The sequence below is a fragment of the Prosthecobacter sp. genome (assembly GCF_044222345.1).
In the GTDB taxonomy this organism is placed as follows: Bacteria; Verrucomicrobiota; Verrucomicrobiia; order Verrucomicrobiales; family Verrucomicrobiaceae; genus Prosthecobacter.
Genome location: NZ_JBGANL010000016.1, coordinates 46,089 through 62,514, shown reverse-complemented (window position 1 = coordinate 62,514; position 16,426 = coordinate 46,089). Strand labels below are relative to the sequence as shown.

At 61.5% G+C, this 16,426-nt stretch carries 12 protein-coding genes; 9 read left to right on the top strand and 3 right to left on the bottom strand.

The features are described from left to right. Positions 1-9: 9 nt before the first annotated feature. Positions 10-237, top strand: coding sequence for a hypothetical protein (locus ACILSL_RS10830; RefSeq protein ID WP_395732041.1), 228 nt, complete (start codon positions 10-12; stop codon positions 235-237). 4 nt (positions 238-241) lie between these two features. Here ACILSL_RS10830 and ACILSL_RS10825 read toward each other — a convergent pair whose 3' ends face one another. Next, a complete protein-coding gene (locus ACILSL_RS10825; protein WP_395732040.1) occupies positions 242-1,711 on the bottom strand; it encodes a PQQ-binding-like beta-propeller repeat protein in 1,470 nt (489 codons plus the stop codon). A 96-nt stretch (positions 1,712-1,807) separates the two neighbouring features. Here ACILSL_RS10825 and ACILSL_RS10820 point away from each other — a divergent pair, with 96 nt between their 5' ends. Next, the gene (locus tag ACILSL_RS10820; protein WP_395732039.1) at positions 1,808-2,779 is read left to right on the top strand and encodes an amidohydrolase family protein; all 972 of its coding nucleotides are present in this window, start codon (positions 1,808-1,810) and stop codon (positions 2,777-2,779) included. A 245-nt stretch (positions 2,780-3,024) separates the two neighbouring features. Here ACILSL_RS10820 and ACILSL_RS10815 read toward each other — a convergent pair whose 3' ends face one another. Next, positions 3,025-5,622, bottom strand: a complete 2,598-nt coding sequence (locus tag ACILSL_RS10815) for a discoidin domain-containing protein (protein ID WP_395732038.1) — start codon at positions 5,620-5,622, stop codon at positions 3,025-3,027. A gap of 93 nt (positions 5,623-5,715) precedes the next feature. On the opposite strand from ACILSL_RS10815, the gene ACILSL_RS10810 reads away from it, so the two are divergent. Continuing rightward, positions 5,716-6,456 carry a helix-turn-helix domain-containing protein gene (locus tag ACILSL_RS10810; RefSeq protein ID WP_395732037.1) on the top strand — a complete coding sequence of 247 codons (741 nt, stop codon included), beginning with the start codon at positions 5,716-5,718 and terminating at the stop codon, positions 6,454-6,456. Between the two features lie 18 nt (positions 6,457-6,474). Here the strand turns inward: ACILSL_RS10810 and ACILSL_RS10805 are convergent, their stop codons facing one another. Then, on the bottom strand, positions 6,475-7,026 hold the full coding sequence (locus tag ACILSL_RS10805) for a GNAT family N-acetyltransferase (RefSeq protein ID WP_395732036.1): 552 nt from the start codon (positions 7,024-7,026) through the stop codon (positions 6,475-6,477). A gap of 161 nt (positions 7,027-7,187) precedes the next feature. Between ACILSL_RS10805 and ACILSL_RS10800 the strand changes: the two genes are divergently transcribed. The 6 genes from ACILSL_RS10800 (at position 7,188) to ACILSL_RS10775 (ending at position 16,426) form a co-directional block, all read left to right on the top strand. After that, positions 7,188-9,431 (top strand): ATP-dependent RecD-like DNA helicase, encoded by a 2,244-nt coding sequence (locus ACILSL_RS10800; RefSeq protein WP_395732035.1) that lies wholly within the window; start codon positions 7,188-7,190, stop codon positions 9,429-9,431. An 18-nt stretch (positions 9,432-9,449) separates the two neighbouring features. Next, on the top strand, positions 9,450-10,802 hold the full coding sequence (locus tag ACILSL_RS10795; RefSeq protein ID WP_395732034.1) for a hypothetical protein: 1,353 nt from the start codon (positions 9,450-9,452) through the stop codon (positions 10,800-10,802). Positions 10,803-11,048: 246 nt separating this feature from the next. Next, positions 11,049-12,065 carry an AAA family ATPase gene (locus ACILSL_RS10790; RefSeq protein ID WP_395732033.1) on the top strand — a complete coding sequence of 339 codons (1,017 nt, stop codon included), beginning with the start codon at positions 11,049-11,051 and terminating at the stop codon, positions 12,063-12,065. Continuing rightward, entirely contained in the window at positions 12,062-13,852 is a 1,791-nt protein-coding gene (locus ACILSL_RS10785; RefSeq protein ID WP_395732032.1) for a hypothetical protein, read from the top strand. Before ACILSL_RS10790 ends, ACILSL_RS10785 begins: the two co-directional genes overlap by 4 nt. Before the next feature lie 20 nt (positions 13,853-13,872). Next, on the top strand, positions 13,873-14,928 hold the full coding sequence (locus ACILSL_RS10780) for an ABC transporter ATP-binding protein (RefSeq protein WP_395732031.1): 1,056 nt from the start codon (positions 13,873-13,875) through the stop codon (positions 14,926-14,928). A gap of 49 nt (positions 14,929-14,977) precedes the next feature. After that, positions 14,978-16,426: a hypothetical protein gene (locus ACILSL_RS10775; protein WP_395732030.1), complete on the top strand. Its 1,449-nt coding sequence runs from the start codon at positions 14,978-14,980 to the stop codon at positions 16,424-16,426.

The window sequence follows — 16,426 nt, the reverse complement described above, 5'->3', positions numbered from 1 at the left end:
CCCGGCCTCATGCGCTTTGGTTATCACATCCACGGGATGGAATTGCTCAAAGCGATGTTCGCCGGGTGGAGTTATCTCTTCTCACGTTCATGCCGGCTTAAGAAGCACCGCGAGTGGCGGGAAAATGGACGGCTTTGGGTGATCCTCGAAATCATCTATGGCCTGTCTGGAATCCTGCTGTCGCTCGTGGTGCTCGGCCTGGTCGTCTTTGCCATTTGGACATCGCCAAGCCATTGAATCATCAAGGCAGCGCCAGCGCCCAGAGCTGCTTCATCGTCGCCACATAGACGACGCCGTTCGCGATGGTCGTGCTCGCGCTGATGGGGGCTTTGAGTTCGAGATTGCAGAGCACCTTCTTCTCACGGCCGGCGGCCAGCACGCAGAAGTTTCCTTTGCGGGTGCCGAGGTAGATCTTGCCGTCGGCGATCATCGGCGAGGCCCAGAAAGTGCCGTTCATCGCGTGGGTCCAGATCCCTTCGCCCGTTTTCTCATCGACACAATGCACCGTGCCGTCGGCATCGGTGGCATAGACGAGGCCGTCGTGCACGGCGGCGGTGGAGAGGGTGTGTTTGCCCAGGGCATGGCTCCACAACTCTTTGCCATCACGCGGATCGACGCATTTGAGCCACGATTCGTTTTTGCCCCAGAACACATCCCCGCCGCCGGCGATGAAAAGCTTGCCATCGGCGAGCACCGGCATGCCGTAGATGTTGCTCGGCCCTTCCAGCTTGTTTTGCGTGAACTGGTGCACCTGCGTCTTGGGCGCGGTGGGATCGAGGTCGTACTGCCACCGCTTCGTCAGCGTCACCACCGCATCCGTCGGCGATGCGCTCTCCAGCGTTTCAAAGGCGTAGGTGATGCCGTTGCCACCACAAAAGAAGATCGTGGGCTTGCCGTCCACTTCTGCAAAGCTCGGTGAGGACCAGGTCGCGTGGAAGATGTTTGGCGCGATGTGTTCGTCATCCCGCGCGAGGTATTTCCCCGTCTTCTTGTCCACCACGATCAGGCTCGGCGCGTCCGGCCTGCGGATGAAACGATGCGTGTTGTCCACGCCCGTGCCGGTGTTCAGGTACAGGTGGTCACCGCGGATGAGGATGGAACTGTGCGCATTGTCATGGCACCAGATGCCGCAGGCCTCCTTCATGTCGAGCAGCCACACGATGTCCGCATCCAAGGGGCCCGTCGTCAGCGCGGGTTGATCGCGCAGGGCCAGATGTTTGCCTTCATCCTGATAGGGACCGTCGTTGCCATTGGCCATGCCATGCACGTCCAGGCACACCACTTCGCCGCGATTCGTCACCATATACGCGCGATCACCCTCCACGGTGGCTTCGGATGACATGCCCACGTCCGGCCAGTCGAAGTATTTGTCGTCCTCCAGCTTCGGCACCACAAGCTGCCACAGCAGATGGCCGTCTTTTTCATCCAGGCACATGAACACGCCCCGATCACCAACGTGCTTCGGATCACGCGGATTGGCATTGTTGGTGCCGATGAAGATGCGCCCGCCTGCCACCACCGGCGTGGAGTGCCCCTGCGTACCGAGGTCCATCACCCATTTCACGTTCTGCCTGGTGCTGGGATCAAAGCAGTCCGGCAGGTGCTTTTCGTCTGAAACGAGATTGCGCGTCCAGGCCTGGCCCCACTGGGGTTGATCGGCGGCAAACGAGACAATGGGCAGAAGGGCGAGCGCAATGCGGAAGAATGACATTCCTCTTCAAACGCCGCAGTTTCAGCTCTTCACTCGGCCAAGCTTTGAAACGAGGTGACAAGGTGTCGTTTCGCCGCACGTACAGCCTCCATCACCATGAACCGCCGCCAGTTCCTCCACACCGCCACCGCCTCCGCCGCAGCCCTTACCGCCTCTTCCTGCAACACGACCACCCGGCGGGCGGACAAGCTGATCATCGACACCCATCAGCATCTCTGGGGCGGCAACTTCGTGAATCCACCCTGGGTCAAAACCGCGCCTGAAGTCCTGCAGCACACCTTCCTCACGCCCGAGTACCAAGAGGCCACCCAAGGCCTCAACGTGAAGGCCATCTACATGGAGGTGGACGTGGCCCCCAAGGACCACATCAAAGAAGCCGACGCCATCGTCGCGCAAATCCGCGCGCGTAACACCCCGACCATCGCCGCCACCATCGGCGGGCGTCCCGCTTCGGCAGATTTCGAAAGCTACGTGCAGCGCTACGCAGGCACTGGCATCGTCAAAGGGCTGCGCCAGGTGTTGCACGGCCCTTCCACCCCGCGTGGCTACTGCCTGCGCCCGGACTTCGTGCGCGGCATCCAGACGCTCGGCAAACACGGGCTCAACTTCGAGCTCACCATGCGTCCCACGGAATTGCACGATGCCGTGAAGCTCATCCAGCAGTGCCCCGAGACCCGCTTCGTGCTCGACCACTGCGGCAATGGTGACCCCAAGGCCTTCAACCCCAAGCTCGGCCCCGGCCTTCCACGCACCTGCACCGCCGACGGCTGGAAACGCGGCATCGACGCCGTCGCCGCCTGCCCCGGTGTCATGTGCAAAATCAGCGGCATCGTCGCCTTCGTGCCACCCGGCGAATGGCGCACCGAAGACCTCGCCCCCGTGGTCAATCACTGCCTCGATGCCTTTGGTCCCGACCGCGTCTTCTTCGGCGGCGACTGGCCCGTCTGCCTCCTCGGCAGCCGCGTGCGTGGCTGGGTCGAGGCCCTGGACCAGATCGTGTCTTCACGCCCCTTCGCCGATCAGCGCAAGCTGTGGTCGGGAAATGCCACCAAGTTTTACCGCTTGTAGATGCCGTCTTATCCGACCGCATTGCTTGATCGAAGTCATTTCCAGTGGCTCCCGGAAGGAGCAGAGAAATGAGGCATGGTCCGCATCCGCCCCTTTGAGCACATGGCGCGGAGACATGACCTAGCCGGACGCATGGGGGCTCATTCTTCAGAGCGGGCAGGATGGATGACATCTGCTGGGAGGTGGATCAGGCAACCGCAGCAGGCAGCACGGGAGGGTACTTCTTCAGCACCTCGTGAGAAAAATCACTTCACCACCCCCAGCACCTCCAGCTCATGAATGGACCAGTAGGTCCCTTTCACTTCACCGGTCTGTGAGATGCGGATGGATTTCACCTTGGCAGGTTTGGGGAAGAGGTATTCGACGGCTCCCGCATCGCCTTTGCCCTGAAGCACGGGCTTCTCCCATTCACTGCCGTTGAGTGACAGCTCGATCTTGTACTGGCGCGGATAGTCGTTGTGGGATTTGCCCGTGTCGAGCACCAGGCCCGAGATTTCGGTGGCTTCGGGGAGATCAATCTGGAACCACATGTCCGGAGTCTGCGGCTTGCGGCTGTCCCAGCGCGTGGCGATGTCACCATCAACGGCCTTGGCTGTTTCTTTTTCATTGTTGCTGGCCGTGAGCTTCCACTCACTACGGTTCTTCAGCGGCTGCGGATACAGCGCCTGCAGCTCCTCGATGGTCCACGCCGTGGTGCGCTTGGAGAGCTCCTTGCGCAGCTTTTCCACCTCCTTCTTCTGCACCAGCTTGCCGTTGTTGCCAAAGGCCTTGCGGATGTAGCTCGTCACATCGGCGATCCACTGGTCGTTGTTCGTCGCCATCGGCACCATCTGCGCCTCATAAGTCTTGCCATTGATGGGGCCGGTGAGGCCGTTCATCATCACGCGCACGATGGCGTCTCCCTGCACTGCCGTCTTGGAACCCGCGAGCGGTGGAGCCAGCGTCGCGCCTTCACGGCCCGCGATCGGCATGCCATTGCCATCGAAGCCGTGGCAGGCGAAGCAAAGCGAGCGGAAGATTTCCTGACCACGCTCCAGCTGCTTCTTCTCGTCCTTGCTGAAGCTGCCGCTGATCTTCGGTGCTTCCACGAGCAACTGCGCACCGATTTCCCTCACGCCGATGCTGGGCGATGTCATCAGCACGGTCTGCGCTTCGAGCTTCCAGTTCGGCCAGTTGAAGTGACGGCTGGTGTAAAGCGTCTGCAGCACCACCGTCGGATCTTTGTCAGCACGCATCGCCTTGATGTCGGCCTGTAGCGCGACCGTCTCGGTTGCGTCCTTCGCAGCCGGGACGGCTGCGCTACGTTTCAGCAGTGTCTCCGCGACGCGAATACCACTCGCACGCATCTGCGGATGCGCATCCTTCATCGCGGTGTGGATGATGTCAGGCGTGATCGCGTCGAGCCCTTCGAGCGTCCACAGCGCATGCAGGCGGGCCAGATGGTTCGCATGCTTCGCGGCCATCTCAACAAGCGCAGGCACCACGGACTTGTCATTTTTCACCACCAGCATGCGCTGCGCCGTGTCGCGCCAGAAACCGTTCGGATGCGTGAGATGCGCCACCAGTTGTGCAGGTGTTTCGCCGATCATCTTCGGCTGCGGGCCGGGTTTGAAGTCCTTGTGCACCAGACGCCACACGCGGCCATGGCCGGTCACATGCTGCATCCCGGTGGGTTCGATGGCACCGCGCAGGAAACTGCCCGGCTTCACCCAGTTGCCTTCTTGAATGATGCCGCGATACGCATCCACAATATACAGGCAGCCATCTGGCCCGGTCGTCATGTTCAGCGGGCGGAAGTTCGGGTCGCTGCTGCGGATGAACTCGCTCATCTCCGCCTCATACGGATTCGTCACGGTGGTGATGCCATCCTTCATCTCCACAATCGAACGCCGGATCAAACGTCCCACCGGCTCCGGCAGAAACACATTCCCATACAGCTCCTTCGGCAGGCGATCACCCCGATAGACTGTCTGTCCCGCGCAGCCGGTGAAATGATTCAAACGCAGATCCTCCGGCGAATGGAAGCGGCCGGGGCCACCCTGGAAATCCCCCAGCGCCACGATGGGCCACACCGTATCAAACTTCTCGCTCTTCTGCTGCGGCACATTGATCGCCGCGTAGAGGATCGGTGCCTGGTAGTTCCACAGGCCCTTTTCACCGCCCGCGTTGCTCCACCACATCTTGCCGTAGTCATCCTGTGCCAGACCCCACTGCCCGCCGTTCGGCGCGGTGTTTTCCTTCAGTGGCGCCTCCTTGCCATTCCAGCGCAGGCGGTAGCCGTTGTAGGTCGTGTAAATCCAGTTGTCCAATCCCCACACCAGCCCGCTCGGCTGATGCTCCATGTTGCCGCCGCGCGGCCCGCCCACATACCACGGCGACTGCTCATCCGCCACGCCGTCGCCGTTCGCATCGCGATGCAGCGTGATGTCATTCGTATCCGTGATGCCCACCAGCACGCGGTCATCCAGCGGCAGCACCATGCGGGGAAGCAGGATGTTATCGAGATAGACGCTGTGCTTGTCATACACGCCATCGCCCTTCGTCGATTCATGCAGCGAGATGCGGCTCTTCGGCGTCAGCTCGTCCGTGCCGTCGATGTCCTGCATGTACGTCCGCATTTCCACCACATACATTTTGCCATTGCCATCAAAGGCGATCGCCGTCGGCTCCTTGATAATCGGGTCGCTCAGCACCAGCTCCAAGGAGTAGCCATTCGGCAGCTCGATCGTTTTCAGCTCCTCCTCGGCGGTCAGCGCCTTGATGGGGAAGGTGTAAGTCGGCTTCGTTTGAGCGAAGGCGGCGGTGCCGGCAAAGGCGAGGAAGGAAAGGAGGCGAAGGTGCATGACGGACGGAGGTGGAGATGATCGCCGTCTACATACTTCCGCCACCCGCCGTTCGTTTGGTGACAGGCTGCCAATTTTTGTTAAAATCCGGCCATGTCGTTGCCGCGCCTCCAAGCTGATTTTTTCGCCCAGATCGCCGATCCCCAGGGCGTGCGAGCCATCTTCGAGCACATGCCGGGCGTCTTCTTCTTCATGAAGGATGACCAGGGGCGCCACATCGCGGCCAACAGCGCCACCTATGAACGCTTCGGCATCAAAAGTGAGCGCGACCTCGTCGGCGCGATGGACGAAAAATTCTTCCCTCCCGAGGTCGCCAAGGCGTACCGCGAGGACGATCAGAAAGTCATCCGCAGTGGAAAACCGCTCATCAACCGCCTCGAAGTCTGGTATGACGAGCAGCACAACCTGAACTGGTTCCTCTGCACCAAGCTCCCCGTGCTCGACAAGCGCGGCAAGGTCATCGGCGTCATGGGCATCACCCGGCGCGATGAAGACCGCATGCGCCAGCACGACGTGCGCGAAGTGACCGCCGCCATTCAATACGCCCGCGAACATTGCCAGCAGGTCGTCACCACGGCGGAGCTCGCCCGTGCCGCCGGCGTCTCTGAGCGCCACCTTCATCGCAAGCTCCGCGCGGCCCTCGGCCTCAGCCCCTACGAGCTGCTGCTGCGCACCCGCATCCAGTCCTCCGCCGAAGCCCTGGCCAAGACCTCCACGCCCATCATCCAGATCGCCCTCGACCACGGCTTCTGCGATCAAAGCGCCTTCACCCAGCAGTTCCGCAAACGCACCGGCATGACGCCCAAGGAGTTCCGCATCCGGCATGCCGGGTGAGGCGCTCAAAGCGCGAGATCAGGCAGGCAAGGATGCCGCGCGAAGAAACGCCAGCCTTTGGCGCAAACTGTTGGCGGCAGACGTGTCCGGTAGCGCGGCCTCATCCAGCATGAGCGTCAGCTCCCATCCTCCATGCGGATGCCTGACATGGGCCGCACCCAGACTGGTCCACCACGTGAGCATCACATGATTTTCATCCAGCACCTGCGCCACAAACTTCCGGATGCCAATCGAGTACGCATGCTCCCAGATCGCCGCCAGCAGGATCGTTCCTGCACCTTGCCCCTGAAACTCATCCGCCACGGTGAAGGAGACTTCCGCGGTGTCTGCATCTTCACCCATGCGCCAGAATGAGCCCCCTCCCACGCCTGGGACATCATCGTTGTCCTCGATGACGAGGAGCCAGCTCGCATGCAGCCCCTGATCTTCCGCGCAGAGGCGATCAATGAAGGTCGGATTGGCCCCGCGAAAGCTCGTCCAAAACCTGAAGTACGTGGATTCAGGCGAAAGCCTCCTGAAGGCCTCAATGATCCGCTCCCGGTCATCCGGCAGCAGCGGACGCAGGATCACGGGAAGTTGGTCACGAAGTTGCAGTCGATAGTGGTCCAGCAAAACAGGGAGGTTTGATTGGCATTCAAGTAGTGGCCAAATGGGCCTCTGTTCAACTCCGTCAAAGCATTCAAATGGCAATCGGATTTGTAGGCAGGCGCATCCTTGTCTAGCCTGCACCCATGCCACCTCCGCGAAACACCCCCAAATCCGAAGTCCTGCGCGGACTGGTGGACCGCGTGGTGTTCCACAATGAGGACAACGGCTACTGCATCCTCAAAATCGTCCCCGAAGGCCGACGCGATGTCGTGAGCCTGATCGGCAAAGCTCCGCGAGTCGTCGCCGGCGAGGAATTCGAAGCCCGCGGCGTCTGGGAGCCTAATCGCGACTTCGGCCCGCAGTTCAAAGCAGACGCGCTCAAACTCCGGCGCCCCGATTCGCTCGCAGGGATCGAGCGCTACCTCGGCAGCGGCTTGATCGAAGGCATTGGGCCGAAGTACGCCAAACGCATGGTCGAGAAGTTCGGGCCCAAGGTCTTCGACATCATCGAAAACGAATCCAAGAAACTCGAGGACGTCGAAGGCGTGGGCAAGAAGCGTCGTGTGGAAATCCGCGAATCCTGGATCAAGCAGAAGTCGATCCACGGCATCATGCTCTTCCTGCATCAGCACGGCATCAGTTCCTCCCGTGCCCTGCGCATTTACAAAACCTACGGCGAAGAATCGCAGGCGGTGCTGAAAGAGAACCCCTACCGTCTGGCGCAGGACATTCGCGGCATCGGCTTCAAAACAGCGGACGACATCGCCTATCAGCTCGGCGTCGCGGAGGACGCACCCGAACGCATCAAAGCAGGCATCCTTCACGTGCTCGAAACCGCCGCCGGAAGCGGCCACTGCTGCGTTCCCGAAACCGAGGTGATCAAAAAAGCCATCGACCTTCTCGGCGTGGAGGCTTTGATCGCACCACAGATCGAAGCGCTCATTGCTGAGGACAAGGTCGAGCGCCATAGTGATGCGGGCACTCCTGCCTGCAATGAGGACGCCGCGATCGGAACTGCGGGCAAGAGTGCCCACATCACTTTTCTCTACCTGCCCTATCTCCGTGCCGCCGAGCAAAGCATCGCCGCGAATGTGAAGTCACTCGCCGCCCTGCCCGCCGCCTATCCGAGCATCGATGAAGACGCCGCCCTCGCCTGGGTGATGAAAAAAACCGGCAAGGAACTCGCCGAAAGCCAGCAGCGCGCCGTGCGCGAGGCCCTGCGTCATCGCCTGCTCATCATCACCGGCGGCCCCGGCGTGGGCAAGACCACCATCCTCCGCAGCATCCTGCTCATTCTGCAAAGCAAGCAGATCAAGCTCGTGCTCGCCGCGCCCACCGGCCGTGCGGCCAAGCGCCTCACCGAAAGCACGGGCCTTGAAGCCAAGACGCTGCACCGCCTGCTCGAATACCAGGGCGAAGGCCAGTGGGGCCGACATCGAGGCAAGCCCCTCGCAGGCCATCTGTTCGTCGTCGATGAAGCCTCGATGATCGATGCCCCGCTCATGGCGCAGTTTCTCGCAGCGCTCCCTGACGGCGCGCATCTGCTCATCGTGGGAGACGCAGATCAGCTCCCCTCCGTCGGCCCCGGCATGGTGCTGTTCGATTTGATCGCCAGTGAAAAAGTCCCCTGCGTGAAGCTCACCGAGATCTTCCGTCAGGCCGCCAGCAGCCGCATCATCACCAGCGCCCATGCGATCAATCGCGGGCAGGTGCCCGATCTGAAACCCTCGCGCAGCAGCGATTTCTTTTTCCTTCAGGAGAGCGAGCCGGAAGAGATCAAACACACCCTCGTCGAGCTGGCGCACACACGCTTGGCCAACAAATACGGCCTCGATCCCATCCGCGACATTCAGGTGCTCACGCCGATGAATCGCAACCTCCTCGGCACCCTCTCGCTCAATCAATCGCTGCAACTCGCGCTCAATCCGCCCAACGAGCTCAAGTTCGAAATCGAGCGCTTCGGCGTCACCTTCCGCGTTGGCGACAAAGTCATCCAGACCCACAACAACTACGACAAGAATGTCTTCAATGGAGACATCGGCCACATCGTCACCATCGATCCCGATCCGGTGAAAGTGCACGTCCGCTACGATGCCGACCGCCTCGTCGAGTACGAGCCCGGAGAGCTCGATGAACTCCAGCTCGCCTACGCCCTCAGCATTCACAAAAGCCAGGGCAGCGAGTTCCCCTGCGTCATCATTCCCGTCAGCACGCAGCACTACGTCCTGCTGGAGCGCAGCCTCATCTACACCGCCATCACACGTGCTAAAAAGCTGTGCGTTCTCGTTGGCGATGAGCGCGCTCTGTCACTCGCCGTGAGCAAGCAGGAAAGCCGCAAACGTTGGACCGGCCTGCGTCAATTATTGTGCTCGTCATCCGGCGGTTGATCGGATATGAATCCCGGCATGACGGATCAAGCTCAGCTTTCCACGGCCTGGTTGAAACAGGCGTGCCGCACGCGGCGCAAGGTGAATGCCGGCTGGTGGCTCGCTCGGGCCATGCCCCTTCTGGTGATGGCGGGAGTGCTCGGTTTCGTCGTGATTTTTGCGCTCCGTTCGCGCGGCATGGAGTTGGGATGGCAGCACGTCTGGCCATGGATGGCGTCTGGCTTTGCAGCTTTGATGATCACAGGCTGGCTTCTCGCTCGGCGGCAGTTTGTCTCCACCTCGCAGGCCCTGGTGCGCCTTGAATCAGAACTGCACTTGCACAATGCCCTGACCACAGCCGCCGCAGGCCGTGGTGCCTGGCCCGCGTTGATCCCCTCCGCAGACGACGGCTGGCGCTGGCGCTGGCAGACCGTGGGCGGACCCGTCGTCGCCTTTGCCGGCAGCCTGGCCCTCGCGATCTGGCTGCCAGTCGCGCAGGACGCCGAAGCCAAGGGGCCGACCGTGGAGCCCCAGGCCTGGGCGCAGATGGAAGAATGGCTGGAGAAGCTGAAGGAAGACAAGATCGTCACCGAAGAGGAAAAACAGGAGCAGCTCGCGAAGATCTCCGAACTCCGTGACCAGCCGCCGGAAAAGTGGTTCAGCCACGAGAGCCTCAATGCAGGCGACACGCTCAAGGAGCAGCTCCAGCGTGACATCAAACAACTGGCGCAAAATCTCACCACGGCAGAGCGCAGCCTCAATGCGCTGAAAAATTACGCTGACCAGCTTTCGGTGGAAGCCAAGGAGCAGCTCCTCAAAGACTTCGATCAGGCGCTGGCGGATATGAAGTCGAGCTCCTTGGAGATTGATCCTGAGCTGTTGAAGTCGATTGCGGGCCTCGATCCCAAAAATCTGAAAAGCCTTTCCAAGGAGCAGATGAAACAACTCGGCGAGTCGATGAAAAAGAAGGCGGGCGCCTGCAATGGCATGTGCAAAAACCCCGGCTTTCTCGGCGATGGCGAAGGCGAGGACGACAAACTGGCTGAGGCTCTGGGACTGCTGAAAAAACAAGGCCAGGGCAGCGGGGAAGAGGGAGAGGGCCCCGGCAATGGCGGCGTCACGCGTGGCCCGGGCACCGCACCGCTGACGCTCTCCGATGAAGAAAACGATTTCGGCACGAACAAAAACGAAGCCGTCTCAAACACCGACATGTCCCGCGCTCAGGTGGGCAACATGCTGGCACTGCAGGATGGCAAACACGAAGTGGACAAGACCCGCAAAGGCCCGCAGGCCGCCGGTGCGATTCAAAACGCCGGCCAAGGCGGCGAGCAGGTCTGGCGCGAATCATTGACCCCGGACGAGAAGGCCGTGCTGAAGCGCGTTTTCAAGTAGCAGCCGCCCGCCGCCTCCGGCAGGAGAGGGATCATCCTGATCCCTTAAACTCACGCACCACCCACAGCCTTCGATCTAGGGTTTGCCCATCGCCCTCCATCCTCCCGGTAAACCCACGCGCCCACCCTTCGTTCGTGGTCGTTTTCCAGGCATCGTCCGCCTTCTGCCGTACGGTGTTTGTGAAATGTGTGTGAAGTTCTGTTTTCAACTCGACTTCATGCCTTGGTTCTTGTTTTAGTCGGATGAATGAATGACGCCTACGCTTCAGACTCAGAGATCCAGTCAGCCTCCCTACCCGTCGATTCCCTGCGACGAACTCTGAACGAGGTGCTTTTCGGCCAGAGTGAACTCATCGAGCTGGTGCTCTGCGGCGTCATCGCACGCGGCCACGTGCTGCTCGAAGGTTTGCCCGGCCTGGGAAAAACCGAGCTGGTGAAAGGCCTGTCTAAAGCCCTCAATCTCACCACCCGCCGCGTCCAGTTTACCCCCGACTTGCTTCCAGGCGACATCACCGGAAATCCCGTGCTGCAGGAGGTGGATGGCAAACGTGAGTTTGTCTTTCAACCCGGGCCCGTGTTCACCAATCTGCTGCTCGCAGACGAAATCAACCGCGCCTCCCCCAAGACGCAGTCCGCGCTGCTCGAAGCCATGCAGGAGCGCCGCGTCACCGTGCTCGGTCAGACTCACGCGCTGCCAGATCCTTTCTTCGTGCTCGCCACGCAGAACCCCATCGAGCTCGAAGGCACCTACCCACTCCCGGAGGCGCAGGTGGACCGATTTCTGTTCAAGCTGGAGGTGCTGCGCAATTCAGCCGCCACGCTCGCCAAGATCGTCACCCAGCGCGAACTCGGCGTGGAACCGCAGGTGGCCTCCGTGGTCACACGCGAGGCCTTTGCGCAGATCCAGGCCACGGCACGGCGCATTTTCCTGCCCGAGATCGTCGCGGACTACATCGCGCGAATCGTCGATGCCACGCATCCCGGGCAGTCGCAGGCGGCGGTGGGCGTGCGCTTCGGTGCCAGCCCGCGTGCGGCGCTCAGTCTGGCGGCCGCCTCCAAGGCGCGCGCTCTGATGCATGGCCGCCCCAATGCCAGCTTTGAAGACGTGCAGGCCCTGGCGTTGCCCGTGCTCAATCATCGCATCCTGCTGGACTACACCGCGCGCATGGACGGCAAAACAAGCGCCGGCGTGGTGCGTGCCATTCTCGCGGAAGTGCCCGTGCAAAATCTCGCGACACCCCGCACGCTGAAGGAGGCCGCATGAAGACTTTCCACCGTCTGCTGCTGAGTTTGCTGCTGCTTGGGGCTACGGCGGCGCATGCACAGAAAAACATCGCCAATGACGAGCTGGATCCGCTCTCCGGCACGCGGGTGCAGGTGCGCAGCGTGTTTGATCCGCTGCCTCCCTCGGGCTATGCGCCCATGCGCATCGTGGCGACGAACGGCACAGGCCGGAATGCGCGCTGGGGTTTCGACTTTCATTCACAGACCCAGCACTATCGGCAAAACGCGCACCACAGCAGCTTTGCGCTCGATGTCTCCGCGCGTTCCACCCAGTCGGCCTTGTTCATGGTGCCGCTGGCTGTGGACTACGGGGACAGAAGCGTGAGCGTTACCGGCCATGTGCTGCGTGTGGATTTCTCAGGCACGGGTTTTGATGTGGGGTCAAAATACGAGCATGAAAACCGCGTCACCGGTCGCACGGCCCTCGCCCTGAGCGAGACGCTGGCCGAATTCAGCATCACCCAGCTGAACAAGGAGATGGAGTCGAGGCTTCGCTCCAGCGGTGGCGGCCACTACGGCGGCCCCGTGACTTTTGGCAGCCGCTTTGATGTGTCGGATCTTCCGGACTCCTGGATGGGCTGCAGTGGTTTTGACATCATTCTCCTCAGCAGCACCGACTGCCAGAAGCTGAAGCCAGGTGTGAAGCGCGCGTTGCTGGAGTGGGTGCGGATGGGCGGTGCGCTGCATGTCTATCTCTCGCCGGGTGTCTCGGCTTCATCGCTGGGGCTGCCCGAGGTGACGGATGCAGGTTCAAAGTCGGTCTCTCAGGGGAAAATCGCGGTCTTTGCCTGGGATGGAAAGACGCTGCCCGCAAGAGAGACCATCAATCGCTACTGGGGCGAGAAAGTGCGTTTGGAAAGTCTCAGGTCTGACCATGCCACGTCAGGCTCATGGCCGCTGCTGTCTCTGCTGGGCTCGCGCAGCTTTGCTTCATGGCAGGTCATCGTGTTCCTCGTCGTCTTCGGCCTGCTGGTGGGTCCGGTGAATCTCTTCGTGCTGGCTCCTGCGGGCAGGCGGCACAAGCTCTTCGTCACCACACCGCTGCTTTCCATCGGCGCCAGTCTGGTCATGGTAGTGCTCATCCTGCTGCAGGACGGCATCGGCGGCAGTGGCAGGCGTTTTGTTGCCATTGATTTGGAGCCGGATGAAGCGGCAGCCTACGTGACGCAGGAGCAGGTCTCCCGCACGGGCGTGCTTCTCGGCGCGGCTTTTGAGATGAAGCAGCCCGTGCTCATAGAGCCCCTCACCATGCCAGACACACCCTGGGCAAAACTGAAAAACACCAACAACGTGCAGCCCGCAGACCTGACGCAGGACGGACGCGAACGACGCGGCAATTTTTTCCAAAGCCGTGCGGAGCAGGGCCAGGTGCTGCGCGCCGCCATCTCCACGCGCGCCCGCTTGGAACTCAAAGCTGGTGCCGCACCTGACGCAGCACCAACTCTGATCTCAGCACTCGGCTTCACCGTGGATGAACTGTATTACACCGATGCAGCGGGCGATCTGTGGCAGCTCGAAAAACCGCTGGTCACCGGGCAGAGTGCGACACTGATCAAAACGAATGCGTCTGCAAAAACCGCCTGGTTCTATGCAGCTCTTGATCCTGCCGTGAGCACGTTGCAGACCTCGCTCATCCAAGCAGCGGACCGCCGTTCCTTCTTCATCGCGAAGGCCCGGCAGGCGCCTGATTTCACCCTCGATACCCTGTCCTCCATCCGCTGGGAGGACGATCGCATTGTGGTCTTCGGCCCCGTCACGCAGCCCTGAACTCCGCCTCTTCGATCTTCATGTCATCGTCTGTTTCAAATTCCGCCCCCGCTCACGAGATGGATCGCAGCCAGCCTGCGGTCGTCGTGGAGGATCTGCACCGCACCTTTGGCGCCTTGAAGGCGGTGGACGGCGTCTCCTTCAGCATTGACCACGGCCGGGTGGTCGGGTTCGTCGGCGCAAACGGTGCCGGAAAAACCACCACCATGCGCATCATGGCCACGCTCGATTCTCCCGGCAGCGGCAGGGTTTGCATGGGCGGGCACAATGTCGTGCATCATCCCGCCAAGGTGCGCCGTCTGCTCGGCTGGATGCCGGACAGCTTCGGCACCTACGAGCACATGACCGTGCTCGAATACCTCGACTTCTACGCACGCGCCCTCGGCTTCAAAGGCGCGGACCGCCTCCGCCGCATCCAGGAGGTGATGGACTTCACCGATCTCACGCCGCTGGCCGACCGCATGAGCAACAAGATGTCCAAAGGCCAGACCCAGCGCCTCTGTCTGGGCCGCGCGCTGCTGCATGATCCGCAGATTCTCATCCTCGATGAACCTGCCGCAGGCCTCGATCCCAAGGCGCGTGTGGAACTGAAGAACCTCATCCGCATTCTCGCGCAGGAGGGCAAGACCATCCTCATCAGCTCCCACATCCTCAGCGAGCTCGGTGAGATGTGCGACAGCCTCCTCTTCATCGACAAAGGCCGCATCGTGCATCATGGCGATGCCGAAAGCATGGTGCGCGGCACCGCGACCGCCGGCGAGACACTCGTCAATGTGCAGATCGCCGGCGAGCCCGCCAAGCTCATCGAATGGGCGCTCACCGCCCCGTTGATCAAGATCGAAGAAGAGACCAAACGCGGCGCGCGTCTGCGCATTCAGGCTGCCGATGAGGCCACCCTGGCGGGTGTGCTCCGCCGCATGATCCAGGACGGCCTCCCCGTGCTCGACTACCACCGCGAAGAGCGCCGTCTCGAAGACGCCTTCATCGACATGCTCGGCCAGATCGACAAGAACACCTTCAAACCACCGCCGCTGCCGGCAATCTTGCCGCAAAAAAACGCAGAAGACGCAAAATAATGCATCAACTCCGGCCCCTCTTTTGCCCTGCGTTGCGGCCATCCCACTCATGAACGTCGCCCTCACCCTCTCAGACTTCCCCGACCGCCTTTCCCCGATGGTGGTCAAGGAGCTGCGTCAGGGGCTGCGCACGCGGCTCTTCGGCGGTGTGCTGCTCACGCTGCATCTCATGCTGGTGCTGCTCACGCTCATGAGCGGCGGGGCGGAAAATGCCGCCGTGGTGAGCGGATGGTTCGACGGCATCGTCACGCTCGTGCTCTGCATCATCATGCCTCTGCGCGGGTTTTCCGCCGTGGCGGATGAGCTGAAGTCCGGCACGCTGGACATGCTGGCTCTCACGCGCCTCTCAGCCGGGCGCATCATCTTCGGCAAATGGGCCGCCATCGCCTCACAGTCGCTGCTGCTCATGCTCAGCATCCTGCCGTATGTGGTCGCCCGTTTCGTCTTTGGCGGTTTGGATCTCTTCGGCGAGATCGCGGCATTGTTTTACAAATGGCTGGCGGGCGTCGTGATCGCCGCGCTGATCGTGGCGCTCTCCACGCAGCGCCAGTTCTGGCTGCGGGCCGTCGTTGTTTTTCTGCCGCTCATGATCGGTGGCTGCGGCGCGTTTTCTTTCATCATGATGTCACGCATGGGGCCCGGCACGTCTTCGGGCTCGATGTTCACTTTCTTCACCAAGGCCGGCGGTGGCAGTGTCCCACTGCTGGCGGTGGGAATGTCGGCCTGGGCCATTTTCTTCTTTCTCAGTCTGGCGGCCACGCGCATCGCGCCGGCCGCTTCTCTCCTGAGCGTGATCAAACGCTCCGTGCATCTGCTCATGATCCTGTCCTTGCTGATGCTGGGCTGGCTCACCAGTGCGGGCGTCGCCTCCATGGCTGCGCTGGTTGTCAGCGTGCTTCCTCTGCTGATGATGGATGCCCTGACCGAGCGCGTGAATGAAGTTCCTTCCGTCTATGCCGCCTTTTATCAGCGCGGGTGGCCGGGTCGGCTTGCGCTGTGGCTGCTGGCGCCGGGCTGGGTCACGGGGCTGGTTTACTCAGCATTGCTGGTGGCGCTGGCGGTGGGGTGCGTGGGTTGGACCCGCAGTGTCGAAGAGGCAAAGCTGGTCGTCGTGAGTGCCGCCGGGGTTTGGATGATCGCTGCCCTGGTGCAGCTTTTTCCCACCCGCAAGTCACGTGATCTGCTGCCTCCCTTCATCATCTTCTGGCTGTTTGTGAATGTCGTGATTGCGACGCTCGGCAGCCTGATGGTGATGCCTCTGGCCATGAAGAGCAGCACGGCCAGGTTCACCTTCGCTCTGCCGCAGTTGTTGCCAGCGGGTTATGCGACAGCGCAACCGGCTGACAAGGCGGCCCTTCTCGATCTTGGAGTTCTCACCGCCTGCATCTGGCCCGTGGTCCTCCTGATCGCCGCCGTCCTTGCCTGGCGGCATGCACGTCCTGCACGGCAGGAAGGCTGGCGCATGATCCACGGCCAAAAGGGAGGCCCCGCCGTCTGA